The organism is Polaromonas sp. (assembly GCF_039930745.1).
Taxonomy (GTDB): Bacteria; Pseudomonadota; Gammaproteobacteria; order Burkholderiales; family Burkholderiaceae_C; genus Polaromonas.
This window is the reverse complement of record NZ_JBDTTH010000011.1, coordinates 32,610-57,615: the sequence shown is the minus strand read 5'-3', so window position 1 is coordinate 57,615 and position 25,006 is coordinate 32,610. Positions and strand designations below refer to the sequence as shown.

Genomic DNA, 25,006 nt, shown 5'->3' with positions numbered 1-25,006 from the left:
TTGAGGGTGCCACCGACGTCAACGCCTGGGCTTCTTGCTCTGCTTGCGCCCTGCGCCGGCAGCCGACTTCTTCACGGCCGCCTTGAGCGCCTGGATGGGCGACTTGATCGCACCGCCGCTACGCGCGCTGGAACGCTGCTCGGCACCTTTGCCGGCCCGCCTGCCACTGCGTTCGTCCCCGCGCGGCTCACCGGTTTTTCGCGCAGGTGAACGCTCCTGGTCGGGCAGGTCGGCGCTGCGCCCGCCGGCCTTGTCCTTCATGGCGCGGTTGAGCAGCTCTTCGCCTTCGCGTACCAGGCGGAAGTCAATCTTGCGGCCGTCGAGGTCAACCCGGCTGACCTGCACACGCACGCGGGTGCCGATGGCGTAACGAATGCCCGTGCGCTCACCACGCAACTCCTGGCGTGCCTCGTCAAAGCGGAAGTACTCGCCGCCCAGCTCGGTGATGTGCACCAGCCCTTCAACATACATTGCATCGAGCGTGACAAAAATGCCGAAGCTGGTGGCAGCTGTAACCACGCCGCCGAACTCCTCGCCCAGATGTTCGCGCATGTACTTGCACTTGAGCCACGCTTCCACATCGCGGCTGGCCTCGTCAGCGCGCCTTTCATTGGCACTGCAATGCAGGCCGGCGGCCATCCAGGCCAACTGGTCGGCGCTGGCCTTCTTGGGCTTCTGATCGGGGTCTTTCACCCGCGATGCCAGGCGCTTGGACAGTTTGGCTTCGGCCTCGCCGGGTGTCGGCAACAAGGGCAACTCGTATTTGCTCCTGTTCAGGATCGCTTTGATCACGCGGTGCACCAGCAGATCGGGGTAACGCCGGATCGGGCTGGTGAAGTGCGTGTAGGCCTCGTAGGCCAGGCCGAAATGGCCGCTGTTCATCGGCGTGTAGATGGCCTGCTGCATGGAGCGCAGCAGCATGGAGTGGATCTGCTGCGCATCCTGCCGGTCCTTGGTCGCCACGGCAATTTTCTGGAACTCACCCGGTGTCGGGTCGTCACTGATGCTCATGCCCAGGCCAATCGCCTTCAGGTAATTCCGCAACATGTCCTTTTTCTCGGGCGTCGGGCCTTCGTGCACGCGGAACAGGCCTACATGTTTGCTCTGAGAGATGTAGTCAGCCGAACAGACATTGGCCGCGAGCATGGACTCCTCAATCAACCTATGAGCGACGTTGCGCGTGCGCGGCACGATTTTTTCGATGCGTCCGGCTTCGTCACAGACGATCTGCGTCTCGGTGGTTTCAAAGTCCACCGCGCCGCGCACACCGCGCTCCTTGAGCAACGCCTGGTAAACATCATGCAGGTCCAGCAAATGCGGCACCAGCGCCCTGCGCTGGGCAGCTTCCGGACCGCGCGTGTTGGCCAGGATGGCAGCCACTTCGGTGTAAGTAAATCGCGCGTGGCTGAACATCACCGCCGGGTAAAACTGGTAAGCGTGGACCTCGCCCTTGGCGTTGACCAGCATGTCGCACACCATGCACAGGCGTTCGACATTCGGGTTCAGCGAGCACAGGCCGTTGGACAGCTTTTCGGGCAGCATGGGAATCACGCGGCGCGGGAAATAAACGCTGGTGGCCCGGTCATAGGCGTCAACATCGATTGCACTGCCGGTTTCCACGTAATGGCTGACGTCGGCAATCGCGACCAGCAGGCGCCAGCCCTTGCCACGGCCGACCTTGGCCGGCTCGCAATAAACCGCATCGTCAAAGTCGCGCGCATCCTCACCGTCGATGGTGACAAGTGGAACGTCGGTCAGATCGATCCGGTGCTTCTTGTCGGCGGGGCGCACCGCGTCGGGCAAGGTGCGGGCCAACGCCAGCGCGCCCTCGCTGAACTCATGCGGCACACCGTATTTGCGCACGGCTATTTCGATCTCCATGCCCGGGTCGTCGATTTCGCCGAGCACCTCCTTGACGCGCCCGACCGGCTGGCCGAACAAAGCCGGCGGTTCGGTGAGTTCGACCACCACGATCTGCCCGGGTTTGGCCGCGCCGGTGGCGCCCTTGGGAACGAGCACGTCTTGACCATAACGCTTGTCTTCAGGCGCTACCAGCCAGACTCCGCTTTCCTGCAGCAGGCGGCCGATGATGGGGTTGGCCGAACGCTCGATGATCTCGGTAACCCGGCCTTCGGGGCGATTCTTCCGGTCATGCCGCACGATGCGCGCCTTGACGCGGTCCTTGTGCAGCACGGCGCGCATTTCGTTGGGCGGCAGGTAGATGTCGGCTTCGCCGTCATCACGCTGCACAAAGCCATGGCCGTCGCGGTGGCCGGAAACAGTGCCTTCAAATTCGGCAAGCAGTCCGGCGCCCTGGCCGCTGCTGTGTGTAGTTGTTTTGATAAGTGATCTCTCTTTTTGAGATGGTTAATTGTGTAAGGAATTCTGGCGCTGGCAGGCTGCCCGCGAGAAATTCACCATGCCTGTTTTTACCTTGCGCGGCAAAAAAAATGGCGGGGCGTCATGCGCCATAGAGCTCGCGCCATGACTGAAATTTTTTGGTGCCCGGTCCAGAAAATCGATTCTGTAATGGTACACTGCTGGCTGTGCCCGGGTGGCGGAATTGGTAGACGCGCACGGTTCAGGTCCGTGTATCGCAAGATGTGGAGATTCGAGTTCTCTCCCGGGCACCAGATACATCCAACCAGCAAATGCTGGCAAAGCGAAGGCCACTGTCAACCCAGTGGCCTTTTTGCTTTTCGGGTGCTTATTCGGCACCCTTTGCAGCCTTGTCCGCAACGCTCAGACCGGCACCGCCACCAGATCGTGGCCCTGCGTGCCGACGATCCGCGCCTTGGTAAATTCACCGACCTTCAGCGTCTTGCTGATCTTCTCGGGCGGCAACAATTTCACAACGCCGTCAATCTCGGGCGCATCGGCATAGCTTCGTCCCACTCCGCCTTTTTTCCCCATGCCGGGAGCTGAATCGACCAGCACTTGCATGGTCGATCCCACGCGCTGCTGCAACTTGCCGGCAGACACGGCTTCGGCCACCGCCATGAAGCGCGCGCGGCGCTCTTCGCGAAGTTCCAGCGGCAGCATGCCGGGAATGTCGTTGGCCGTGGCGCCTGCTACTGCGCTGTAGGCAAAGCAGCCGGCCCGGTCAATCTGTGCTTCACGCATGAAGTCCAGCAGGTGCTCGAATTCGCCTTCGGTCTCGCCGGGAAAGCCTGCAATGAAGGTGCTACGGATCACGATTTCGGGGCAAATCTCGCGCCAGCGCGCAATGCGCTCCAGATTTTTCTCGCCGCTGGCCGGCCGTTTCATGCGCTTGAGCACATCGGGATGGCTGTGCTGTAGTGGCACGTCCAGATAAGGCAACACCTTGCCGGTGGCCATCAGCGGCAGGATCTCGTCCACACTCGGGTACGGGTACACGTAATGCAAGCGCACCCAGGCACCATAGGGCTCGGCAATCTCGCCCAGTGCCTGGACGAGTTCCAGCATGCGGGTCTTGACCGGTTTCCCATCCCAAAAGCCGGTACGGTATTTCACATCCACACCATAGGCCGACGTGTCCTGGCTGATGACCAGGAGCTCGCGCACACCGCCCTCGAATAGCGCGCGCGCCTCATTGAGCACATCGCCTATCGGTCGCGACACCAGGTCGCCGCGCATCGACGGGATGATGCAGAAGGTGCAGCGGTGGTTGCAGCCTTCACTGATCTTCAGGTAGGCATAATGCCGCGGCGTGAGCTTGATGCCGGCGATGCCAAACGCATTGGGCACCAGGTCCACAAACGGGTCGTGCGGCTTGGGCAGGTTCAGATGCACCGCGTCCATCACCTCCTGCGTGGCATGCGGGCCAGTCACAGCCAGCACGCTGGGATGCATTTGACGTACCAGGTTGGCACCGCCCTCGCCTGTCTTCGCCCCCAGGCAACCGGTCACGATGACCCGGCCGTTTTCAGCCAACGCTTCGCCAATGGTGTCCAGGCTTTCCTGAACGGCGTCGTCAATGAAGCCGCAGGTGTTGACGATCACCAGGTCGGCGCCCTCAAAGGTTTTGGAGGTCTGGTAGCCCTCGGCGCTGAGCTGTGTGAGGATCAGTTCGGAGTCAGTCAGGGCCTTGGGACAGCCGAGGCTGACAAAACCGACGCGGGGCGCCGTGTTCAGCGCGGTAGATGGAGGATTGGCAAGGGCTTGGCTCATGCCCTCTATTGTCTCAGAGCCGGCCCGCAACCGACAGGCAGGGCCCGAAAGGCCCGGATATGGTCAGCGCTTCAGACCCAGCGCCGCCAGCATCTGCTCGCTTTGTTTCTGCATCTGTTCCTGCATCTGCGTAAACACGGTTTTCGACTGCTCCACATAACTGCCCATCATGCCCTGCATGGCTGGCGACTGGGCATTGACCAATTGCGCCCACGCCTCCGGCGTCAGGCCCTTGGACTGCTCTGTCATCTTGACCTGCAGGTCCATGAACGACTGGATGTTTTTCTCGAGGTAACTGCCCATGAAGCCCTGCATCGCATTGCCATAGAAACGGATGATGTTGGCCAGCACGGCCTCGGTGAACATGGGCGCGCCACCGGCTTCTTCTTCCAGGATGATCTGCAGCAAGATGCTGCGCGTCAGGTCTTCATTGGTTTTGGCATCCCGCACCACAAAATCAGCGCTGTCCATGACGAGGTTTTTGATTTCGGTCAGGGTGATGTAGGCCGAGGTGTCGGTGTCATAGAGACGGCGATTCGGGTACTTCTTGATGACACGCGGCGATGCCGCCTTGCCATTGCCGCCTTTGGTGCCTGACATTTTTCCCGGCGTGTCGCCGGCAGGCGATGCCTCGTCAGCTGACCGGCTCCTGGACTGACTGTTGGGCTTGCTTTTGGGCACTGCACGAACTCCTGTGAATGACTGCCTGTACCGATGCACAAGACTTGCTGACATTCTAGGAAGTATGCATGCTCACAATCCCCTTGGTTTACCCTGTGTGCACCGGAGGGCCCAGTGAACGGGAAAACAACTTCAGGAAATTGGTAGGCGCGATTGGACTCGAACCAACGACCCCCACCATGTCAAGGTGGTGCTCTAACCAGCTGAGCTACGCGCCTAAGGACTGTTCGACCTCGTCATTGTAGCAGGGCAAATCCTGTCTTTTGCCCGGGGCGCTGTATTTTTTCAGGCCATCACCGCCGCCGCGCGGAACGCACGCCGCCGACCTCGGCAACAATGGCCAGCACCTGGTTGAGCCGCCCCGAGTCGGCCACCTCCACGGTGAACGTCATCCACGCGGTGCCGCCGCGGTTGTCTTTGACCGAGGTGGTCTGCACGCCAATGACGTTCATTTTTTCCCGCGCAAACACTTCTGAAATATCGCGCAGCAGGCCCTGTCGGTCAGCCGCTTCCACGGCCACGTCCACCGGGTAAACCGAGCCGTCGCTGCTCTTGGGCCGGCTCCACTCGACTTCGATCACCCGGTCGGGGCTGCCGCTGGCCATGTTCCTGAAGTTGCTGCAGTCGCTGCGGTGGATGCTCACCCCCTTGCCCTTGGTGACAAAGCCAAGAATGGCATCGGGCGGTGCGGGCTTGCAGCATTTGGCCAGCTGTGTGAGCAGGGAGTCGATGCCCACCACCAGCACCCCGCCCTTGCGTCCGCGCTCCCCGGCCTTGTCATGCCGCGGCTTTTTCGCCAGCACGTAGTCATCCTGTGTGGGCGGCGGCTCGGGCGGCTTGAGCATGTTTTCAATCGTGCGCAATGACAGCTCGTCCTTGCCCACCACCTCGAACAGATCTTCGGCGCTCTTGAAGCCCAGCTGGGTCGCCACATCCTCGAGCTTCATCGCGGTCTTGCCTTCGCGCTGCAGCAGTTTTTCCACCGCCTCGCGCCCGCGCGCCACTGTCTGAGCCATGGCCTGCGCGTTGAACCAGGCACGCACTTTCGACCTGGCGCGGTGGCTGGCCAGGAAGCCCAGCTCGGGATTGAGCCAGTCGCGCGAGGGGCCGCCCTCCTTCGTGGTGACAACCTCCACGGTCTGCCCGTTCTGCAGCGGCGTGTTCAGCGGCACCATGGCACCGTCGATGCGTGCGCCGCGGCAGCGATGGCCCAGGCTAGTGTGCACGCTGTAGGCAAAGTCGAGCGCCGTCGCGCCTTGCGGTAATTCAACCACGGCAGCATCGGGCGTCAGGACGTAGATGCGGTCTTCGAACAGGCCCTGGTTGGCTTCGCGCGCCTTGGCCGACACCGGCCCCGACAGGTCGCGCTCCCAGGCTAGCAACTGCCGCAGTACGGCAATCTTTGCGTCGTACTCGCTGCTCGCCGACACACCGCTGTAGCCCTTGGCGCCAGCTTCCTTGTAGGCCCAGTGAGCGGCCACGCCATGTTCGGCATGGTCGTGCATGGCCTGCGTGCGGATCTGGATCTCGACCGCACGCTGCTGGGTGTCCCGCACCACCGTATGCAGGGACTGGTAGCCGTTGGATTTGGGCTTGGCAATGTAGTCGTCGAACTCACCTTCCACCGGTGTGAAATTCGAATGCACAAAACCCAGCGCCGCGTAGCAGCCCTTGACGTCTGCGGCAATCACGCGCAGCGCGCGGATGTCGAACACCTGTTCAAAATCGAGGCCCTTGCCGCGCATCTTCTTGACGATGCTGTAGATGTGCTTGGGCCGCCCCTGCACCAGCGCGGCGATGCCGTTGCTATTCAAATCGCGTTCCAGCTGGGCGCGCAACGCTTCCATGAAAACCTCGCGCTCGGCGCGTTTTTCATCGAGCAGGCGGGCAATGCTTTTGTAGGTGTCCGGCTCCAGGAAACGGAAGGCCAGATCTTCCATTTCCCACTTGATCTGCCAGATGCCGAGCCGGTTGGCCAGGGGCGCAAAAACATGGAGGGATTCCCTCGCCACGGTCAACGGGCACGGTTGCCGGATCGCCGCAAAGTGACGCAGCGTCTGCAGGCGCGATGCAAGGCGCAACATGACGACCCGCAAGTCGCGCGAAAACGCCAGCAGCATCTTGCGAACGTTTTCGGTCTGCACAGCCGGGTCTTCCAGTTGCGCCCTGGTCTCGGCGGTGCGGGCCTGCTTCTGCACATTGACCAGCTTGGTGGTCTCCATAGCCAGCGCAGCGAAATTGGCGCCAAACGCCTTGGCAATCACCTCCTGCGGCTTGTTCAGGTGCGCACAGGCGTGAACCAGGTAGGTGGCGGCCTGCATGGCTTCCGATCCGCCAATGGCCCGGAGGATGGCTGCGACCGCGTCCGCATGGGCCAAGATGTTTTCACCGGTGTCCAGGGTTTCGCTGGCAATCAGCGGCTCGGCAAAAGCCCGGGCCCGGACCAGCGCATGCGGCTGGTCCGGCAAGCTGTCTGCCGTAGCCGTCACGATGGACGCATTGGGAAAGGGAGTCAACGACGGTTTGGGCGAGGCACCTGGCCCGGCCCCGACATGTTTCATCACAAGCAGTTTTTCAGGAAAAATTTTCAGACGAGAAGAAAGTCGCCCACGGTGCTGACCTGGTCCATGGCGATCAGGGTCGGTGCATGCCCGACCCCTTCAAACTCCACCAGGCGTGCCCGGGGGCCACGTTGCGTCATGGCCAGCGCCGTGGCATGGCTGAGCAGATCCGATTGTGCGCCGCGCAAGACCAGCGTCGGCGCCTTAATGTTGTCAAAAAGTTGCCAAAGCACGGCTTCGCCCTGCCTGGCCGACTCCTCGGTCGTGGCCCGCACCGGCACCGCAATCGCGGGGTCGTAGTGCAGCATCACGCTGCCGTCAACTGCTCCAGGCACGGGCTTGACCATATGGCGCGACAACGCCAGCCACTGCTCGGGCGTGTGCGGGCCAAAACTGGTCGAGATGGCCCACATCGCGTCAGCGGCCTCCTGCACCGAACCAAAGTGTCCGGCCTTCCCAAGATAGGCGGCAATGCGCGTGATGGCCAGCCATTCAATGGCCGGCCCCACATCGTTGAGAACCAGTTTATTGACAGGCACAGGCAGGGGCAGCTCGGGCTGGCCGGCAATCGCCACACCGATCAGCCCGCCCATGCTTGTGCCGACCCAATCCAGGGTCGCAATCGGTGATTGGTCGTGCACATGAGTCAGCAAGGCCATCATGTCAGCAGCATATTGCGGAATCTGGTAACCCATGGGGTCCTGCAGCCAGTCACTCTGACCGCGCCCCACCACATCGGGACAGATGACCCGGACCTCGTCGCACAGGTACTCCGCCAGCACATCGAAATCACGCCCCTGGCGCGACAGGCCATGGACACACAACACCACGTGCGGATTGGCCGGATCGCCCCATTCCCAGTAAGCCATGCGATGGCCTCCCGAAGCATCGGGGCAGGATACGTAGTTCAGCGTAGGTTCAGTCATGGCGGATGGAATCGGGTTGGCAGGCTTGATAATTGTTCAAGCCGCTTTTCAGCGTTTCATGGCATCGTAAATCATCCGGAGAAAACTTCATGCTCAAAGGTAAAACTGCACTCGTGACCGGTTCCACCAGCGGTATTGGCCTGGGTATCGCCAAGGCGCTGGCTGCCCAGGGCGCCAACATCGTGCTCAACGGTTTCGGCGATGCCGAAGGACCCCAGGCGGAAATTGCGGCGCTGGGCGTGAAAGTGGCGTATCACGGCGCAGACATGAGCAAGCCCGCAGAGATTGAAGCGATGATGGGTTTTGCCGCCGCACGCTTCGGGCAGGTCGATATTCTGGTGAACAACGCGGGCATCCAGCATGTGGCAAAAATCGAAAACTTCCCGGTGGAGCGCTGGGACGCCGTTATCGCCATCAACCTGAGCAGCGCCTTCCACGCCACGCGGCTGGCCCTGCCCGCCATGCAGGCCGCCAACGGCGGCAAGGGCTGGGGTCGCATCATCAACGTCGCCTCGGTCCACGGCTTGGTCGGATCAGCCGAAAAATCCGCCTATGTGGCTGCCAAACACGGCATCGTGGGCCTGACCAAAGTCACAGCCCTTGAGAATGCCACCACCGGGGTGACCTGCAACGCCATCTGCCCAGGCTGGGTGCTGACGCCGCTGGTGCAGAAACAGGTCGATGCAAAAGCCGCAGCAGGCAGCATCTCCAACGAGCAGGCCAAACAGCAGTTGCTCGGCGAAAAAGAGCCGTCGATGCAGTTCACCACCCCCGAAGAGCTGGGCGCGCTGGCTGTGTTTTTCTGCTCACCCGCCGGCAACAATGTGCGCGGCGTGGCCTGGAACATGGACGGCGGCTGGGCGGCCCAATAAGTTTTCCGTGTCTCCGCGGATTGCCGGCCGCATGGGGTTTTATATTCAGCCTTCCCCGAAATTCAAGCAGAAAATACCTCCAGCCCAGTAACCACGGGCGTAGCAAGCTGCGATTTTTATAGCAGATGCTCCGACTTCCGTCGCGAGACACAACGCTGCGCGCATCCGGACAGAACACCGGTCCCGGTCCCCGGGCAGCTTTCTTTTGTCCTACACGTGCCTTCATGCGCTTCCGACACATTGGTCGTGGACGCCGACCTAGATTGACCCTTGCTTGTTAGCTGTGCCTGTCCCCCCACGAAGGGAACAGGTTTCATTTTTCAGACAAGGAGTCATTGTGAAAAAATTCAGACGTATCCTCCCAGGCCTGGCGCTAGGCGCAGCAGCCATGGCCTTGGGCATCTCCGCTCAGGCACAAACCACCAGCACCTCCTCCGGCTCCGGCAGTGGGTCCTGGTATGCCCCTGCCGGCGGCTACATCGGCTTCAGTGCCGGGCAGTCCAACTACCGCCAGGGCTGCGGCACCGGGTTGTTCAGCTGTGGGGACAAGGACGATGCCTACAGCATTTACGGCGGCAGCATGCTGAACAACAATTTCGGGCTGGAACTCGGCTACATCGACATGGGCGATATCGCGCGCGGAGGCGGCACCACGGAAGCACGAGGCATCAACCTCAGCGTCATCGGCAAGCTTCCCCTGAGCGAAAGAGTCGGCCTGTTCGGCAAGGTGGGCACGACCTATGGCAGCACCAAGGTTTCCGCCACGCCGGGCTCGGGCATCCCCGCTGGCAAGGAGGACGGTTTCGGGCTCTCCGTGGGTGCAGGCCTGAACTTCGACTTCGCCCAGAACTGGTCAGCCGTGTTGCAATGGGAACGCCATGAGATGAAGTTTGCAGGCGCCGGACGGGAGCCCGTCCATGCGACCACCATCGGTTTGAAATATAGATTCTGAGCGACCATTCAAACCGCCGCGGCAAAGAAAAACCCCAAGCCAGTTACTGGCTTGGGGTTTGATTTTGGTGGGCGGTGCAAGTTTCGAACTTGCGACCCCTGCAGTGTGAATGCAGTGCTCTACCCCTGAGCTAACCGCCCTGTTTGGTCAGCCTCAGATTATAAGGGCTTTTCTCATGCGCTGGCCAGCGCGCGCCACACAGTTTTGCCTTTGCTGCTTTTATCAATGTCAGCCAGCAGGCTTTCATGCGCAGCGATCTCCTGATCGTTGGCCAGCAGCAGCGGCAAATCGAATCCGCTCAGGTCGATCAACACGACGGAGCCACCTTCCTGTGCACTGCCACCCACCTCCATCACCAGCGAGTTCTGTCCGCGCGTCAGGTTGATGTAGACATCGGCGAGCAATTCGGCATCCAGTAGCGCGCCGTGCAGGGTGCGCCCGGAATTGTCGACCTCAAGGCGGTCACACAGCGCATCGAGCGAGTTGCGTTTGCCGGGAAACATTTCCTTGGCCATCATTAGGCTGTCGGTGACCTTGGCCACACAATGCCCGACAGGGCCACGCCCCATCAGTTCGAGTTCCTTGTTCAGGAAACTGATGTCAAAAGGCGCGTTGTGGATGATGACTTCGGCACCCTCCAGGTAGGCCAGCAATTCGTCGGCAATGGCCGGAAATTTGGGCTTGTCCTGCAGGAACTCATTGCTGATGCCGTGTACCTTGAGCGCGTCCTCGTGGCTCTCGCGCTCCGGGTTCAGGTAGAAATGCCGGTTGTTGCCGGTGAGCTTGCGTCCGATCAGCTCGACGCAGCCGATTTCGATGATGCGGTCGCCGTTTTCAGCGGACAGGCCGGTGGTTTCAGTGTCTAGAACAATTTGGCGCATGGCCTGATTGTAGGGATCAATAGTTTCCTGTCGTTCCCGTTCAGGTGCTGGAGCGGCAAATCCTCAATGGACTTCCTTGGCATGATTGATGGAGTACTTGGGAATCTCGACGGTCACGTCGGCCTGCGCGAGGATAGCCTGGCAGCTGAGGCGCGAGTTGGGCTCCAGGCCCCAGGCACGGTCCAGCAGGTCTTCCTCGTTTTCATCGACCTCGTTGAGCGACTTCATTCCCTCGCGCACGATGACGTGGCAGGTAGTGCAGGCGCAACTCATGTCACACGCGTGTTCGATGTTGATCTTGTTGTCGAGCAGTGCCTCGCAGATGGACGTGCCAGCCGATGCTGACACCTCGGCGCCGTTCGGGCAGTATTCGGGATGAGGCAGTATTTTGATGATGGGCATGGTGAATTCCGCGCTTTCAGACGGTCGCTATGTTTTTGCCGGCCAGGGCCAGGCGGATGCCGCGGTTCATGCGTTGCGCAGCAAAGTTTTCGGTCCCTGCCGCCAGGGCCTTGATGGCAGCCTCGATTTGTGCGACGTCGCCCTGCTGGCGGATGGCTGCCAGTTCCGCCATCAACCGGTCGATCTCCATCTTCTCGGCGGATGCCAGCAAATCGGCATCGGCATCCAGCGCGCTGCGCGTCGCCAGTAGCATGCGGTCGGCGTCCACCTGCGCCTCAGCCAGCGCCCGCGCCTGCATGTCCTGCTGGGCCGTCGAAAAGCTTTCCTGCAGCATGCGGGCGATTTCATCGTCGGACAGGCCATAGGAAGGTTTCACATCGATGTTTGCCTCCACGCCACTGCCCTGCTCTTTTGCGCTCACACTGAGCAGGCCGTCGGCGTCCACAGTAAAAGTCACGCGGATGCGCGCGGCGCCGGCAGCCATGGGCGGAATGCCGCGCAGCTCGAACCGCGCCAGGCTGCGGCAGTCAGCTACCAGGTCGCGCTCGCCCTGCACCACGTGCAGCGCCAGGGCGGTCTGGCCGTCCTGGTAGGTGGTGAAATCCTGCGCCATCGCCGTTGGGATGGTCTGGTTGCGCGGCACAATGCGCTCGACCAGCCCACCCATGGTTTCAATACCCAGAGACAGCGGAATCACGTCCAGCAGCAGCAGGTCGCCACCGGTACTGTTGCCTGCCAACTGGTTGGCTGAAATGGCAGCACCCAGCGCCACCACTTCATCCGGGTTCAAATTAATCAGAGGTTCCCGGCCAAACAGGCCAGCCACCGCGCGGCGCACCTGCGGCATGCGTGTGGACCCACCTACCAGGACCACGCCCTGAACCTCGTCCTTGCCCAGCCCGGCATCGCGCAAGGCCTTGCGGGCGGCCGTCAGGGTGCGCTGCGTCAGACCGGCCGTGGCGGCTTCAAAGTCTGCGGCCTTCATGTCAAATTGCAGGTTAGCCCTTGCCAGACGGGCGGAGAATGCTACTGAATTTGTAGCGGACAAAGCTTCCTTGCAGGCGCGGGCGGCCTGCAGCAAGGCGGCTTTGTCGCCGGGCGTGAGCGTGTCGGCCGCCAGCCCTGCCTTGGCCAGCACCCAATCGACCAAAGCGCGGTCGTAATCGTCGCCACCCAGTGCCGAGTCTCCGCCGGTGGCCACAACCTCAAACACACCCTGCGTCAGGCGCAGGATGGAAATATCGAACGTGCCACCACCCAGGTCATAAATCGCATAAATCCCCTCGCTGGCATTGTCCAGGCCATAGGCAATGGCTGCGGCAGTCGGTTCGTTGATCAGGCGCAGCACCTTGAGCCCGGCCAGCTGAGCCGCGTCCTTGGTGGCCTGGCGCTGGGCGTCGTCAAAATACGCCGGCACCGTGATGACCGCGCCATAGATCTCGTCGTCAAAGGTGTCTTCCGCCCGATAGCGCAGCGTGGCCAGAATCTCGGCACTGATTTCAACCGGACTTTTCTCGCCAGCCACGGTTTGCAGCGTCACCATGCCGGGTTTGTCGATCAGTTCGTAAGGCAGTTGCGCACGGCTGCCGATGTCTTGGATGCCGCGGCCCATCAGGCGCTTGACCGAAGCGATGGTGTTTTGCGGATCCTGCACCTGCGCGGCTTGCGCGTCAAAACCGACCTGGCGGCTGATGCCGCCGCTTTCGTCCAGCAGATAACGCACCACGCTGGGTAGCAACACACGGCCCTGTGCATCGGACAGGCATTCGGCCACGCCGTTACGCACGCTGGCCACCAGCGAATGGGTTGTACCCAGGTCGATGCCAATCGCACTACGCCGTTGGTGCGGGTCAGGCGTCTGGCCGGGTTCGGAAATTTGCAGTAGTGCCATGAATATTCTGGGTAGCGCGAAAAGATCTGTGAGAGCTTATTGTCCCAGCGAGTCGATGCGGGCATCAATCTCGCTGCCAAAGCGCTCAATAAACATAAGGCTTCTCACCTGCTGCGCGGCTGCTGGAAAATTTTTCTCGCGGTCCAGCGATTGCTCTATTTTTGATAGCTGTATGCGTGTGCTCTCATTGGCCTCGGCGGCAATTTCTTCCAGGCTTTCGAGGCCTTCCGCCTCTTCCAGTGCCTCGCGCCACTGCATCTGCTGGACCAGGAAATCCGGCGGCATGGCGGTGTTGCTCTCGGCCTCGATGGGCGCGCCATGCAGCTCACACAGATACATGGCGCGCTTGAGTGGGTTCTTCAGCCGCTGGTAAGCCTCATTGATGCGCACCGACCATTGCATGGCCAGGCGCTGCGCCGCTGCACCCTGCGCCGCAAACTTGTCAGGATGCGCTTCACGCTGCAACTCTTTCCAGCGCGCGTCGAGCGCGGCGCTCTCCTGCGCAAACCGCACAGGCACGTCAAAGAGTTCGAAATCGTTGGATTGGAGACTTGTCACGAAAAGCCCGTTTTCGGGATGGGAAGCGTAGCGAGCGGGCGTCAGCGAGGTGCGGCCAGCGCGGAGCAACCGGAGCGTACTTTGGGTACGTGAGGATTGCGAGCACTGCCCGCGCCTCGATCACGCCTGCGCAGTAGCTTCACACCCGAAAAGATTCGCCGCACCCGCAGCGGTCGCGCTCATTGGGATTAATGAACTTGAACCCTTCATTAAGCCCCTCACGCACAAAGTCGAGTTTGGTCCCATCGATGTAGGCCATGCTTTTCGGGTCCACCAGCACCTTCACGCCGTTGTCTTCAAAGATCACGTCTTCAGGCGCGATTTCGTCGGCATATTCAAGCTTGTAAGCCAGGCCGGAGCAGCCGGTGGTCCTGACGCCCAGGCGAACGCCCACACCCTTGCCGCGTTTGGCCATGTAACGGGTGACGTGCCGTGCTGCGGCGTCGGTGAGGGTGACGGACATGATTCGCGGGTCAGTGAAAAGTTAGTGGGTGTGCTTGAGCTTGTAGTCGCTGACGGCTGCCTTGATGGCGTCTTCGGCCAGGATGGAGCAATGGATTTTCACCGGAGGCAGGGCCAGCTCTTCGGCAATGGCGCTGTTCTTGATGCTTGCCGCTTCGTCCAGGGTCTTGCCTTTGACCCATTCGGTCACGAGCGAGCTTGATGCAATCGCCGAGCCACAGCCATAGGTCTTGAAGCGTGCGTCTTCAATCACGCCCGTCAGCGGATTGACCTTGATCTGCAGCTTCATCACGTCGCCGCAGGCCGGTGCACCGACCATGCCGGTGCCTACCGTGTCGTCGCCCTTTTCAAACGAACCAACGTTGCGGGGGTTTTCGTAGTGGTCTACCACTTTTTCAGAATAAGCCATGATCAATTCCTTTCGTCAATTCACTTCTTTTCCAGTGACAGCGTGGAACCGGCTTTGCCGGGCCACAGATGTCGCCCCTTTGAGGGGGAGGCAGCGCAAGCTGCTTCGGGGGTGTTCCATTCAATGGGCCGCCCACTGGATGGTGGACAGGTCCACGCCATCCTTGAACATTTCCCAGAGTGGCGACAGGTCGCGCAGCTTGGCCACGTTTTCCTTGATCGTCGCCACCGCGTAATCGATTTCTTCTTCGGTGCTCCAGCGGCCAATCGTCATGCGCAGGCTGCTGTGCGCCAGTTCGTCGCTGCGGCCCAGGGCACGCAGCACATAGCTGGGCTCCAGGCTGGCCGAAGTGCAGGCCGATCCACTGGACACCGCCAAACCCTTGATGCCCATGATCAAGGACTCGCCCTCGACAAAGTTGAAACTCATGTTGAGGTTGTGCGGCACGCGTTTTTCGGCATGGCCGTTGAGGAAAACCTCTTCCACATCCTTCAGACCGGCCAGCATGCGTTCGTGCAGGGCACGGATGCGCTTGTTTTCCTCATGCATCTCGGCTTTGGCGATGCGGTAAGCCTCGCCCATGCCCACAATCTGGTGCGTCGGCAGGGTTCCCGAACGCATGCCGCGCTCATGGCCGCCACCGTGCATTTGCGCTTCGAGCCGTACACGTGGCTTGCGCCGCACATACAGGGCACCAATGCCCTTGGGGCCGTAGGTCTTGTGCGAGGTCAGGCTCATCAGATCCACCGGCAAAGTCGAAAGATCAACGTCCACACGGCCAGTCGCCTGCGCCGCATCGACGTGGAAAATAATGCCTTTTTCGCGGCACAGCGCGCCAATCGCGGGGATGTCCTGAACAACGCCGATCTCGTTGTTGACAAACATAACGCTGACAATGATGGTGTCGGGACGGATCGCTGCCTTCAGCACCTCCAGGTCAAGCAGGCCATCGGCCTGTACGTCGAGGTAAGTCACATCGAACCCCTGGCGCTCCAGCTCGCGGCAGGTGTCGAGCACGGCCTTATGTTCGGTTTTGACCGTGATGAGGTGTTTGCCCTTGGACTTGTAGAAATGCGCCGCACCTTTGAGCGCCAGGTTGTTGGATTCGGTCGCACCGCTGGTCCAGACGATCTCGCGCGGGTCGGCACCAATCAGCTCGGCTACCTGCTCACGTGCTTTTTCCACGGCGGCTTCTGCTTCCCAGCCCCAAGCGTGACTGCGCGATGCGGGGTTGCCGAAATGCTCGCGCAACCAGGGAATCATCGCGTCCACCACCCGTGGGTCACACGGGTTCGTGGCGCTGTAATCCATATAAATGGGGAAGTGGGGAGTTTCCATGTGGCTAGCTTTTCAATTCACGGCTGGCTTGCAGCATCAAAAAAGGATGGCAGTTCAAGGCGATCACGCCCATCAAACCCAAATCCGCTCAGGACTTCGAGAACGCGTTGCCCAAGGCAAACACCGAATTGGGCGCGTTGACACGCATCGGCTTGGCCACTGGCGCCGTGAAGATGGCTTTCTTCACCATGGGGGTGTTTTCAACGACCACGCCCTTGGCCAGTTGGTCATCGACCAGTTTCTGTAAGGTCACGGAATCAAGAAACTCCACCATCCGGCTGTTCAGCGAAGCCCACAGCTCGTGCGTCATGCAACGGCCACCGTCACCGAGACAGTTTTCCTTGCCACCACACTGGGTAGAGTCAATCGGCTCGTCCACCGACACAATAATGTCGGCCACAGTGATTTCGGCAGCCTTGCGGCCCAGCGTGTAACCGCCGCCGGGGCCGCGCGTGGACTCCACGAGTTCGTGGCGACGCAATTTACCGAAAAGCTGCTCCAGATAGGACAGCGAAATTTGCTGGCGCTGGCTGATGGCCGCCAAGGTCACGGGGCCATTGTTCTGGCGCAGGGCCAAGTCAATCATCGCGGTGACCGCAAAGCGGCCTTTGGTTGTGAGGCGCATTTTCAAGCTCCTTAAAAAGTTGGCTTGACTGTCGTTTGGCTCACCTTATAGTACTTAGGACTACAAGGAACTTTTCCCACCCACCCCGCCAATCGGCCTTGCTGGCACAGGGTTTCTGTTGTTTTTTCTGTTCTTGACTGTTTTCGTCAAGTATAACACAGGGAGCTTCGCTTCACTCGGCGCTCCAGCCTCCAGGACGACTGGTTGCAGAGGCGGGGGCGAGCAGAACCTTGGTCCGGTGTCGTTTTTTGGACCCGTCCTGCATGACTACGTTCCCTTGCTGGGGGGCTTGACACGGGAAAATCGAGCCGCCCTCAGACCTCAAGTCAGGTTTTCAAGGGCTTGCGGGACCGCTGGAAAGCGGCACATTGTCCACGCCAGGGGCTCCAAAAGCTTGTTGTTTGAGGACATGCAACTGGTCCCGCACTTTGGCAGCTTTCTCAAATTCCAGGTTTTTGGCATGTTCGATCATCAGTTTTTCGAGCCGCTTGATTTCCCGCGCGATGTCTTTTTCGCTCATGTCCTCGACCAGGGCTTTCTGGATCTCGAGTTTTTCAGCTTCCTTGCCTGATTTTTCACTGTAAACGCCGTCGATCAGGTCCTTGATGCGCTTGACGATGCTGCGCGGCGTGATGTCATGAGCCAGATTGAACGCAATCTGCTTGTTGCGGCGGCGTTCCGTCTCGCCCATGGCCTTTTTCATCGATTCGGTGATGCGGTCGGCATACAGGATGGCGCGGCCGTTGAGGTTTCGGGCCGCCCGGCCAATCGTCTGGATCAAGCTGCGCTCGGCGCGCAAAAAGCCTTCCTTATCGGCGTCCAGGATGGCGACCAGGCTGACCTCGGGAATGTCCAGCCCTTCGCGCAGCAGGTTGATGCCTACCAGCACATCGAAGCTGCCAAGCCGCAAGTCGCGCAGGATTTCCACCCGCTCCACAGTATCCACATCGCTGTGCAGGTAACGCACCTTGACGCCGTTGTCGGTCAGGTAGTCGGTCAGTTGCTCGGCCATGCGTTTGGTCAGCGTGGTGATCAGCACCCGCTCGTTCTTGTCCACGCGAATGCGGATTTCCTGCAGCACATCGTCCACCTGGTGCGTGGCCGGCCGCACTTCGACTTCGGGATCGACCAGTCCGGTGGGCCGCACCACCTGCTCCACCACCTTGCCTGCATGCTGTTGCTCATAGTTGGCCGGCGTAGCCGACACAAAAATCGCCTGGCGCATCTTGGACTCGAACTCCTCGAACTTCAACGGCCGGTTGTCCAGCGCGCTGGGCAGGCGAAAGCCGTACTCCACCAGCGTGGTCTTGCGCGCGCGGTCGCCGTTGTACATGGCGTTGAGCTGGCCGATCATGACGTGGCTCTCGTCCAGGAACATGATCGCGTCTTTCGGCAGGTAGTCGCACAGCGTCGAGGGTGGCGATCCCGGCGGCGCACCGCTCAGGTGGCGCGTGTAGTTCTCGATGCCCTTGCAATGGCCGATTTCGCTGAGCATTTCCAGGTCAAAGCGTGTGCGCTGCTCGATGCGCTGCGCCTCCACCAGCTTGCCGTCGGCGACGAACTGGGCCACCCGCTCGGACAACTCGAGCTTGATGGTTTCCACTGCCGCCATGACCTTGTCACGCGGCGTGACGTAGTGGCTCTTGGGATAAACCACGAAACGCGGCACTTTTTGGCGGATGCGTCCGGTCAGCGGGTCGAACAGTTGCAGAGACTCAATTTCGTCATCGAACAGCTCGATGCGGATGGCGAGCTCGGAATGCTCCGCCGGAAACACATCAATCACGTCGCCGCGCACGCGGAAGGTGCCGCGCGCGAAGTCCTGATCATTGCGCGCGTACTGCATGCGGATCAGGCGCGAGATCACATCGCGCTGGTTCATCTTGTCGCCGCTGCGCGCGATGAAACGCATCTGCGTGTAGTCTTCCGGCGCCCCAATGCCGTAAATCGCGCTGACGGTCGCGACGATGATGGTGTCGCGCCGCTCGAGCACGCTTTTGGTGGCCGACAGGCGCATCTGCTCGATGTGTTCATTGATGGCCGAGTCTTTTTCGATGAACAGGTCGCGCTGCGGTACGTAGGCTTCGGGCTGGTAGTAGTCGTAGTAGCTGACGAAATACTCCACCGCATTTTTCGGGAAAAACTCGCGAAACTCGCTGTACAGCTGCGCCGCCAGCGTCTTGTTGGGCGCAAACACAATCGCCGGCCGGCCCAGCCGGGCAATTACGTTGGCCATGGTGAAGGTCTTGCCGGAGCCGGTCACGCCCAGCAGGGTCTGGAACACCTCGCCGTCGTTGATGCCTTCGACCAGTTGTTCAATGGCCACCGGCTGGTCACCCGCCGGCGGGTAAGGCATGAAGAGCTCGAAGGGCGAGTCTGGAAAACGCACAAACTCGCCGGTGGCGGGCAATGCAGTTGAATCGGGTATGACTTCAATCAGTTCTGGCATAAAAATTGGAACTTGTCCGTCAATAATTAGGGGGCGCGTTGGGGCGCAATCGGGATGAGTTGCCTGCCAACATTCCGCAGCATGGGCTGAATGCCCATGCAAGGGATTTGGTGGGCAAATCGCCCGATTTCGCCCCAACCCGAAGGGCAAACGGATATTCGGGCGGTCTGCGGCGTTGCAAAATCAGGCAAGGCCACCAGCCTTGCCTTGGATTTTGCGCCTTGCAACCCATCCCGAATATCCATTTGCGCGACCCCTAATTATTGACGGACAAGTTCCGAATCCTGGCCCGCTAAAATCTGGGGTAACCAAACAGAATACGACATTTGGGCGACGGGCGACTCCTTGGGGTCGCTGATCACTCCGATGTTTGCGTAACACCCGGTAAACCAGACGGGCTGCCGGGCCGTTAAAAAACATAAACCACCCCTTCCAGAGGATTTTCATGTCGCTTTTCACCGCCGTCGAGATGGCCCCCCGTGACCCTATATTGGGCCTGAACGAGCAATTCAACGCCGATACCAGCCCGAACAAGGTCAACCTCGGCGTCGGCGTCTATTACGACGACAAGGGCAAGCTGCCCCTGCTGCAATGTGTGCAGGCCGCCGAAAAAGCCATGATGGAATCGCCCAAGCCACGCGGCTACCTGCCCATGGACGGGGTGGCTGCCTATGACGCCGCCGTCAAGGCCCTGGTATTCGGCGCCGACAGCGAGCCGGTCAAAAGCGGCCGTGTGGCCACCGCCCAGGGCATAGGCGGCACCGGTGGTCTGAAGATTGGCGCTGACTTCCTGAAAAAGCTCAGCCCGAATGCCAAGGTGCTGATCAGCGACCCGAGCTGGGAAAACCACCGCGCCCTCTTCACCCAGGCCGGCTTTGTTGTTGAAAGTTATCCCTATTACGACGCAGCCAAACGCGGCGTCAATTTCGACGGCATGCTGGCCGCGCTGAACGCCGCAGCCGCTGGCGCCATCGTCGTGCTGCATGCCTGCTGCCACAACCCGACCGGCTACGACATCACCAGCGCCCAGTGGGATCAGGTGGTTGCAGCCGTCAAGGCACGCAACCTGACCGCCTTCCTGGACATGGCTTACCAGGGCTTTGGCCAGGGCATCAAGGAAGACGGCGCCGTCATCGGCAAGTTTGTCGCGGCAGGCCTGTCCTTTTTTGTCTCGACCTCGTTCTCCAAAAGCTTCAGCCTATACGGCGAGCGCGTCGGCGCCCTGTCGGTACTTTGCGAAAGCAAAGAGGAAGCCGATCGCGTGCTGTCGCAGATGAAGGTAGTCATCCGCACCAACTACAGCAACCCGCAAATCCATGGCGCCACCGTGGTCGCCAACGTGCTGAACAACCCCGAGCTGCGCGCCCTGTGGGAAAAAGAGCTGGGCGAAATGCGCGTGCGCATCAAGGACATGCGCCACAAGCTGGTGGACGGCCTGAAAGCCGCCGGCGTGAAGGAAGACATGAGCTTCATCACGAGCCAGATCGGCATGTTCAGCTACTCTGGCCTCACGAAAGACCAGATGGTGCGCCTGCGCAGTGAGTTCGGCGTCTACGGCACCGACACCGGCCGCATGTGTGTGGCTGCGCTGAACAGCCAGAACATCGCCCACGTCTGCGCGTCCATCGCCAAGGTGATGTAAATCGGCGGAGCAGACCTGCAGCAGAGGTTTGTGCAGGATGCACTGCACAACCGCTGCAACCGCGTACTGCTGGAACGCCTCCCCGAGCTCGATCTGCCTGATGCCTGGCTCGTAGGGGGTTGCCTGTTCCAGACCGTCTGGAACCTGCTGGACGGCCGCTCACCCGAATCGGGCATTAAAGATTACGACATCTTTTACTTCGACCCCGGCGATTTGTCGGAGGCCGCAGAACACGCCATCAACCGGCGCGCCCAGGATGTCTTTGCCGAACTGGGCGTGGAGCTGGAAGTCAAAAACCAGGCCCGTGTGCACACCTGGTACCCGGCCTGGTTCGGTCGGCCCTGCCCGCCCCTGCGCAGTGCCTGCGAAGGCATCGACCGCTTTCTGGTGGGCAGTACCAGCGTGGGCTTGCGGCAGCTGGCGGGCCAGACGACTGTCCATGCGCCTTACGGACTGCATGACCTGTACGAAGGCGTGCTGCGAGCCAACCCGAGCGTGGACCACGGCAGCCTGTACGAAAAGAAGGCTCGCGACTACCAGGCCCGCTGGCCCTGGCTGCGGTTGCCAGTGGCTGCATAAGAGGGCCTACCGGTCGAAATATTATGATGAAAAGTGGCTCCAGCCCTTGTCTGGCGGGCGCAAGCAGCTACTTATTTTATAGCGAAGAAAATCCGGTGTCTTCCGACACCGCGGCCACAGGATCGTAGAAAAACCGCTCTTCGACAATTTTCTCGCCCTGCCAGCGCTGGTGGGCCAGCTCGTCAATGCGCATGGTCTTGCCCGATTTCCGGGTGAATTCGAAAACCCAGTGGATCACGACAAAATCGCCATCGACCAGAAATGATTCGACCGGCAGCGTGCGCATGGCACTGCAGGCCGCGATCACTGCCCGTTCGTAGGTGACCAGCGTGTCCCGGCCGAGGCGCGGTGGCTGGCTGTTTTCCTGCATGCTGGCGTCCGGCGCATAAAACTGCTCGATGGCCTCGACGTAGTGACCCTGCTCCACCATGGCGATGAAGTCCTGGACTGTTTGACGGCTTGGCATGATGCTTTTCTTTCTTCTATAGGTACAAAGGTCAGCCCCAGATCACGGAGCGCATGGAAATCGAGCCGAGCTGGAAACTGGTGTTGAAAAAGCGCGGCGCTTCACTGCTGTCCACCGCGCCTGCCGCATACAGCAGCGGCAGGTAATGTTCATGGGTCGGGTGCGCCATCAGGGCCAGCTGGCCCAGCTTCTGGAAGTTCTGCAAGGCATCGAGGTTACCTTGCTGCAGGTAGCCCCCTGTGGTCTGGTCGAATTCCAGCGCCCAGTCGTAAGCTTGGTTGCCCGCGGCGCCGCGCTGGGCCTGGCGCAGGTTGTGCACGATGTTGCCGCTGCCCACGATCAGCACGCCGCGCTCACGCAGGCCCTTGAGCTGTTTCGCCAGCGCGTAATGCTCGGACGGCGGACGGCTGTAGTCCATGCTCAGCTGCATCACCGGAATGCCGGCGTCGGGAAACATGGGCTTGAGCACCGACCAAGCCCCGTGGTCCAGCCCCCAGGCGTCCAGGTCCACGCCCAACGGGGCCGAGCCGCGCTGCCGCACAAAGCGGCTGATCTCGCGTGCAGCAGCTGGAGCGCCGGGTGCCGGGTACTGCTGGTCGAACAGCTCCTGCGGAAAGCCGCCGAAATCATGGATGGTTTTGGGCTGGTCCATGCCGGTCAGCCACCAGCCTTCGGTCAGCCAGTGGGCGGAGATGCACAAAATCAGCTGCGGCGGCGGGTGGCGGCTGCCGAACTCCGCGCCCAGCGCCTGCCAGCTGCGCCGGTATTCGTTGTTGCCGATGGCATTCATCGGGCTGCCGTGGCCGACAAACAGCACCGGCATGCGGTCGGATTTTTTCAGTGAAGTGAATTCGTCAAGCGCCAGGGCGCCGGTGATCTCGGTCATAAACAGTCCATCAGGTACAGGTGGGGCCGGCGGCCAGCGCGCCCAGCGTCGCATTATTCAGGCTTTTGGAACTGCCTGCCGGTCTGAGGGCTAGCGCGGGTCCAGCCAGCCCCGCGTCGTCGCCCTGTGTGATTTTCCATGGAATGCCCCAAAGAAACACCTTCAAGGGTGTTTGTATTGGTGTTTGCCCTCCATAAATTAATAAGCACACCTGTTATTATTTGTTGCACTGCAGCATATCGTTGTACAAAGGTTAGCCCCATGCTTTATCAAGTCTATGAAACCCAGCGCTCCCTGATGGAGCCGTTTGTCGACTTTGCGCAAGCCGCCGCCAAGCTTTACAACAACCCACTGTCGCCCTTCAGCCAGAACCCCCTGGCGCAGCGCGCAGCTGCCGGCTACAGTCTGATTTACCGGCTCGGCAAGGACTACGAAAAACCCGCTTTCGGCATCACCCGGGTGGATGTGGATGGCACCAACATCGCCATCCATGAGCGCGTGGAACTGGACAAACCCTTTTGCGAGCTGCGCCGCTTCAAGCGTTTCACCGATGACCCGGCAACGCTGACCCAACTCAAAGGCGAGCCGGCGGTGCTGATCGTGGCGCCGCTGTCGGGCCACTATGCGACCCTGCTGCGCGAAACGGTGCGCAGCATGCTCAAGGACCACAAGGTCTACATCACCGACTGGAAAAACGCACGCACGGTGCCGCTGTCCGAAGGTGCCTTCCACCTGGACGACTACGTCAACTACGTACAGGAGTTCATCCGGCACCTGCAGGGCACTTACGGCAACTGCCACGTTATCAGCGTATGCCAGCCCACCGTGCCGGTACTGGCCGCCGTGTCGCTGATGGCCTCGCGCGGCGAGCTGACGCCCCTGAGCATGACCATGATGGGCGGACCGATCGACGCGCGGAAGTCGCCGACAGCGGTCAACAACCTGGCCATGAACAAAAGCTTCGAATGGTTCGAGAACAACGTGATTTACCGCGTGCCCAGCAATTTCCCGGGTGCCGGCCGCCGTGTCTACCCCGGCTTCCTGCAGCACACCGGCTTCGTCGCGATGAACCCGGACCGCCATGCCAGCAGCCATTACGACTATTTCAAGGACCTGCTCAAGGGCGATGACGCCAGCACCGAAGCCCATGTCAAGTTCTACGACGAATACAACGCCGTGCTGGACATGGACGCCGACTACTACCTGGAAACCATCAAAACCGTGTTCCAGGAATTCAAGCTGGTCAACGGTACCTGGGACGTGCGGTCCGTGGAAGGCAAGCTCGAACGTGTTCGCCCGCAGGACATCAAGACGACGGCGCACTTCACGGTCGAAGGCGAACTGGACGACATCTCCGGCTCTGGCCAGACCGAAGCCGCTCACGCGCTCTGCTACAACGTGCCCAAGGCTCGGCAGAAGCATCTGGAAGTCAAGGGCGCAGGCCACTACGGCATCTTCAGCGGCCGCCGTTGGCGCGATGTCGTTTATCCGCAGGTCAAGGCCTTTATTGCCGCCCATCATCCGGCATCGCTGCAGGCGGCGGTCGCCGCAAGCGACACCCCGCTGACCCCTAAGAAGAAGGCCGCAAGGCGCAAGTGAACGGGCTGGTCGCGCGCATTCACGCTGCCCTGCCCCAGACCCAGTGCACGCGTTGCGGCTACCCTGACTGCGCGGCCTACGCGCAGGCGATTGCCGAGGGCGAAGCCGACATCAACCAGTGCCCTCCCGGCGGCGCCGAAGGCGTTGCGCGCCTCGCCCTGATCACCGGCCGGCCGGTAAGCGCACTCAATCCCGACAACGGCAACGAGGGCCCGCGCCAGCTCGCCGTCATCGACGAAACCTGGTGCATAGGCTGCACCCTCTGCCTGGACGCCTGTCCGGTGGACGCCATCCTGGGCAGCAACAAACTCATGCACACCGTGATCGAGCCCTATTGCACCGGTTGCGAGCTGTGCATTCCCGTGTGCCCGGTAGACTGCATCAGCCTCGAAAACGTCACTGGAGAACGCACCGGCTGGGCCGCCTGGTCGGAAGCCGACGCCATCTTGGCCCGCAAACGCTATGAAATACATAGCTACCGATGCACGCAGGACAAGGACCGGAACCAGAAAAGGCTTGAAGAAAAAGCCGAGGCCGCGCTGGCCGACCTGCCCGGGCATTCACAACACACCGACCCTGCCGTGCTGGACCAGAAACGTGCCGTGATTGAAGCAGCCCTGGCGCGCGCGCGCGCCAGACGCGACTCGGGAAAAAGCAGCGGCTGACGCAGGACGC

Annotated in this window: 22 protein-coding genes and 3 tRNA genes; 7 read left to right on the top strand and 18 right to left on the bottom strand. The window is 60.9% G+C overall.

All coding sequences use genetic code 11. The features are described from left to right. Positions 1–18: 18 nt before the first annotated feature. Complete coding sequence (rnr, locus tag ABI660_RS06260; protein WP_348066053.1) at positions 19–2,343, bottom strand: ribonuclease R; 2,325 nt, start codon at positions 2,341–2,343, stop codon at positions 19–21. 205 nt (positions 2,344–2,548) lie between these two features. Here rnr and ABI660_RS06255 point away from each other — a divergent pair. Then, a tRNA-Leu gene (locus ABI660_RS06255) sits at positions 2,549–2,633 on the top strand. Positions 2,634–2,742: 109 nt separating this feature from the next. On the opposite strand, the gene rimO is transcribed toward ABI660_RS06255, so the two are convergent. The 5 genes from rimO to ABI660_RS06230 all read right to left on the bottom strand — a co-directional run bounded on the left by rimO (position 2,743) and on the right by ABI660_RS06230 (position 8,320). Beyond that, positions 2,743–4,152 carry a 30S ribosomal protein S12 methylthiotransferase RimO gene (gene rimO, locus ABI660_RS06250; protein WP_348066005.1) on the bottom strand — a complete coding sequence of 470 codons (1,410 nt, stop codon included), beginning with the start codon at positions 4,150–4,152 and terminating at the stop codon, positions 2,743–2,745. Positions 4,153–4,215: 63 nt separating this feature from the next. Then, complete coding sequence (gene phaR / locus ABI660_RS06245; protein WP_348066003.1) at positions 4,216–4,752, bottom strand: polyhydroxyalkanoate synthesis repressor PhaR; 537 nt, start codon at positions 4,750–4,752, stop codon at positions 4,216–4,218. A 222-nt stretch (positions 4,753–4,974) separates the two neighbouring features. Further along, positions 4,975–5,051: transfer RNA gene (locus ABI660_RS06240), tRNA-Val, on the bottom strand. A gap of 75 nt (positions 5,052–5,126) precedes the next feature. Then, the gene (locus ABI660_RS06235; protein WP_348066001.1) at positions 5,127–7,394 is read right to left on the bottom strand and encodes a bifunctional (p)ppGpp synthetase/guanosine-3',5'-bis(diphosphate) 3'-pyrophosphohydrolase; all 2,268 of its coding nucleotides are present in this window, start codon (positions 7,392–7,394) and stop codon (positions 5,127–5,129) included. Positions 7,395–7,420: 26 nt separating this feature from the next. Next, the gene (locus ABI660_RS06230; RefSeq protein WP_348065999.1) at positions 7,421–8,320 is read right to left on the bottom strand and encodes an alpha/beta hydrolase; all 900 of its coding nucleotides are present in this window, start codon (positions 8,318–8,320) and stop codon (positions 7,421–7,423) included. Positions 8,321–8,409: 89 nt separating this feature from the next. Here ABI660_RS06230 and ABI660_RS06225 point away from each other — a divergent pair, with 89 nt between their 5' ends. Further along, positions 8,410–9,192: a 3-hydroxybutyrate dehydrogenase gene (locus ABI660_RS06225; RefSeq protein ID WP_348065997.1), complete on the top strand. Its 783-nt coding sequence runs from the start codon at positions 8,410–8,412 to the stop codon at positions 9,190–9,192. Positions 9,193–9,529: 337 nt separating this feature from the next. Next, positions 9,530–10,144, top strand: coding sequence for a porin family protein (locus ABI660_RS06220; protein ID WP_348065995.1), 615 nt, complete (start codon positions 9,530–9,532; stop codon positions 10,142–10,144). A 65-nt stretch (positions 10,145–10,209) separates the two neighbouring features. On the opposite strand, the gene ABI660_RS06215 is transcribed toward ABI660_RS06220, so the two are convergent. From ABI660_RS06215 to uvrB, 10 genes are all read right to left on the bottom strand, one after another. Next, positions 10,210–10,284: transfer RNA gene (locus tag ABI660_RS06215), tRNA-Val, on the bottom strand. 33 nt (positions 10,285–10,317) lie between these two features. Next, on the bottom strand, positions 10,318–11,025 hold the full coding sequence (gene dnaQ / locus ABI660_RS06210) for a DNA polymerase III subunit epsilon (RefSeq protein ID WP_348065993.1): 708 nt from the start codon (positions 11,023–11,025) through the stop codon (positions 10,318–10,320). Positions 11,026–11,088: 63 nt separating this feature from the next. Next, a complete protein-coding gene (fdx, locus tag ABI660_RS06205; protein ID WP_348065991.1) occupies positions 11,089–11,427 on the bottom strand; it encodes an ISC system 2Fe-2S type ferredoxin in 339 nt (112 codons plus the stop codon). A gap of 16 nt (positions 11,428–11,443) precedes the next feature. Beyond that, positions 11,444–13,318, bottom strand: coding sequence for a Fe-S protein assembly chaperone HscA (gene hscA / locus ABI660_RS06200; RefSeq protein WP_348065989.1), 1,875 nt, complete (start codon positions 13,316–13,318; stop codon positions 11,444–11,446). A gap of 36 nt (positions 13,319–13,354) precedes the next feature. Continuing rightward, positions 13,355–13,876 carry a Fe-S protein assembly co-chaperone HscB gene (hscB, locus tag ABI660_RS06195; protein WP_348065987.1) on the bottom strand — a complete coding sequence of 174 codons (522 nt, stop codon included), beginning with the start codon at positions 13,874–13,876 and terminating at the stop codon, positions 13,355–13,357. Between the two features lie 139 nt (positions 13,877–14,015). Beyond that, positions 14,016–14,339: an iron-sulfur cluster assembly protein IscA gene (gene iscA, locus ABI660_RS06190; protein ID WP_348065986.1), complete on the bottom strand. Its 324-nt coding sequence runs from the start codon at positions 14,337–14,339 to the stop codon at positions 14,016–14,018. Between the two features lie 21 nt (positions 14,340–14,360). Further along, positions 14,361–14,747, bottom strand: coding sequence for a Fe-S cluster assembly scaffold IscU (gene iscU / locus ABI660_RS06185; protein WP_077595007.1), 387 nt, complete (start codon positions 14,745–14,747; stop codon positions 14,361–14,363). A gap of 120 nt (positions 14,748–14,867) precedes the next feature. Next, a complete protein-coding gene (locus tag ABI660_RS06180) occupies positions 14,868–16,085 on the bottom strand; it encodes an IscS subfamily cysteine desulfurase (RefSeq protein WP_348065984.1) in 1,218 nt (405 codons plus the stop codon). An 88-nt stretch (positions 16,086–16,173) separates the two neighbouring features. Continuing rightward, positions 16,174–16,710 (bottom strand): Fe-S cluster assembly transcriptional regulator IscR, encoded by a 537-nt coding sequence (gene iscR, locus ABI660_RS06175; protein ID WP_077595009.1) that lies wholly within the window; start codon positions 16,708–16,710, stop codon positions 16,174–16,176. A gap of 334 nt (positions 16,711–17,044) precedes the next feature. Next, positions 17,045–19,159 carry an excinuclease ABC subunit UvrB gene (gene uvrB, locus ABI660_RS06170; RefSeq protein ID WP_348065983.1) on the bottom strand — a complete coding sequence of 705 codons (2,115 nt, stop codon included), beginning with the start codon at positions 19,157–19,159 and terminating at the stop codon, positions 17,045–17,047. A gap of 445 nt (positions 19,160–19,604) precedes the next feature. Here uvrB and ABI660_RS06165 point away from each other — a divergent pair, with 445 nt between their 5' ends. Next, complete coding sequence (locus tag ABI660_RS06165) at positions 19,605–20,801, top strand: amino acid aminotransferase (RefSeq protein WP_348065981.1); 1,197 nt, start codon at positions 19,605–19,607, stop codon at positions 20,799–20,801. A 30-nt stretch (positions 20,802–20,831) separates the two neighbouring features. Next, positions 20,832–21,380, top strand: coding sequence for a nucleotidyltransferase family protein (locus tag ABI660_RS06160; RefSeq protein ID WP_348065980.1), 549 nt, complete (start codon positions 20,832–20,834; stop codon positions 21,378–21,380). Positions 21,381–21,456: 76 nt separating this feature from the next. On the opposite strand, the gene ABI660_RS06155 is transcribed toward ABI660_RS06160, so the two are convergent. Together ABI660_RS06155 and ygiD are read right to left on the bottom strand one after the other, a co-directional pair. Further along, the gene (locus ABI660_RS06155) at positions 21,457–21,846 is read right to left on the bottom strand and encodes a nuclear transport factor 2 family protein (protein WP_348065978.1); all 390 of its coding nucleotides are present in this window, start codon (positions 21,844–21,846) and stop codon (positions 21,457–21,459) included. A 31-nt stretch (positions 21,847–21,877) separates the two neighbouring features. After that, entirely contained in the window at positions 21,878–22,732 is an 855-nt protein-coding gene (gene ygiD / locus ABI660_RS06150) for a 4,5-DOPA dioxygenase extradiol (RefSeq protein WP_348065977.1), read from the bottom strand. Positions 22,733–22,993: 261 nt separating this feature from the next. Here ygiD and phaZ point away from each other — a divergent pair, with 261 nt between their 5' ends. Further along, on the top strand, positions 22,994–24,331 hold the full coding sequence (gene phaZ, locus ABI660_RS06145; protein ID WP_348065975.1) for a polyhydroxyalkanoate depolymerase: 1,338 nt from the start codon (positions 22,994–22,996) through the stop codon (positions 24,329–24,331). Next, entirely contained in the window at positions 24,328–24,996 is a 669-nt protein-coding gene (gene rsxB, locus ABI660_RS06140; RefSeq protein WP_348065974.1) for an electron transport complex subunit RsxB, read from the top strand. The genes phaZ and rsxB overlap by 4 nt, the downstream gene beginning before the upstream one ends. The last annotated feature ends 10 nt before the right edge of the window (positions 24,997–25,006 follow it).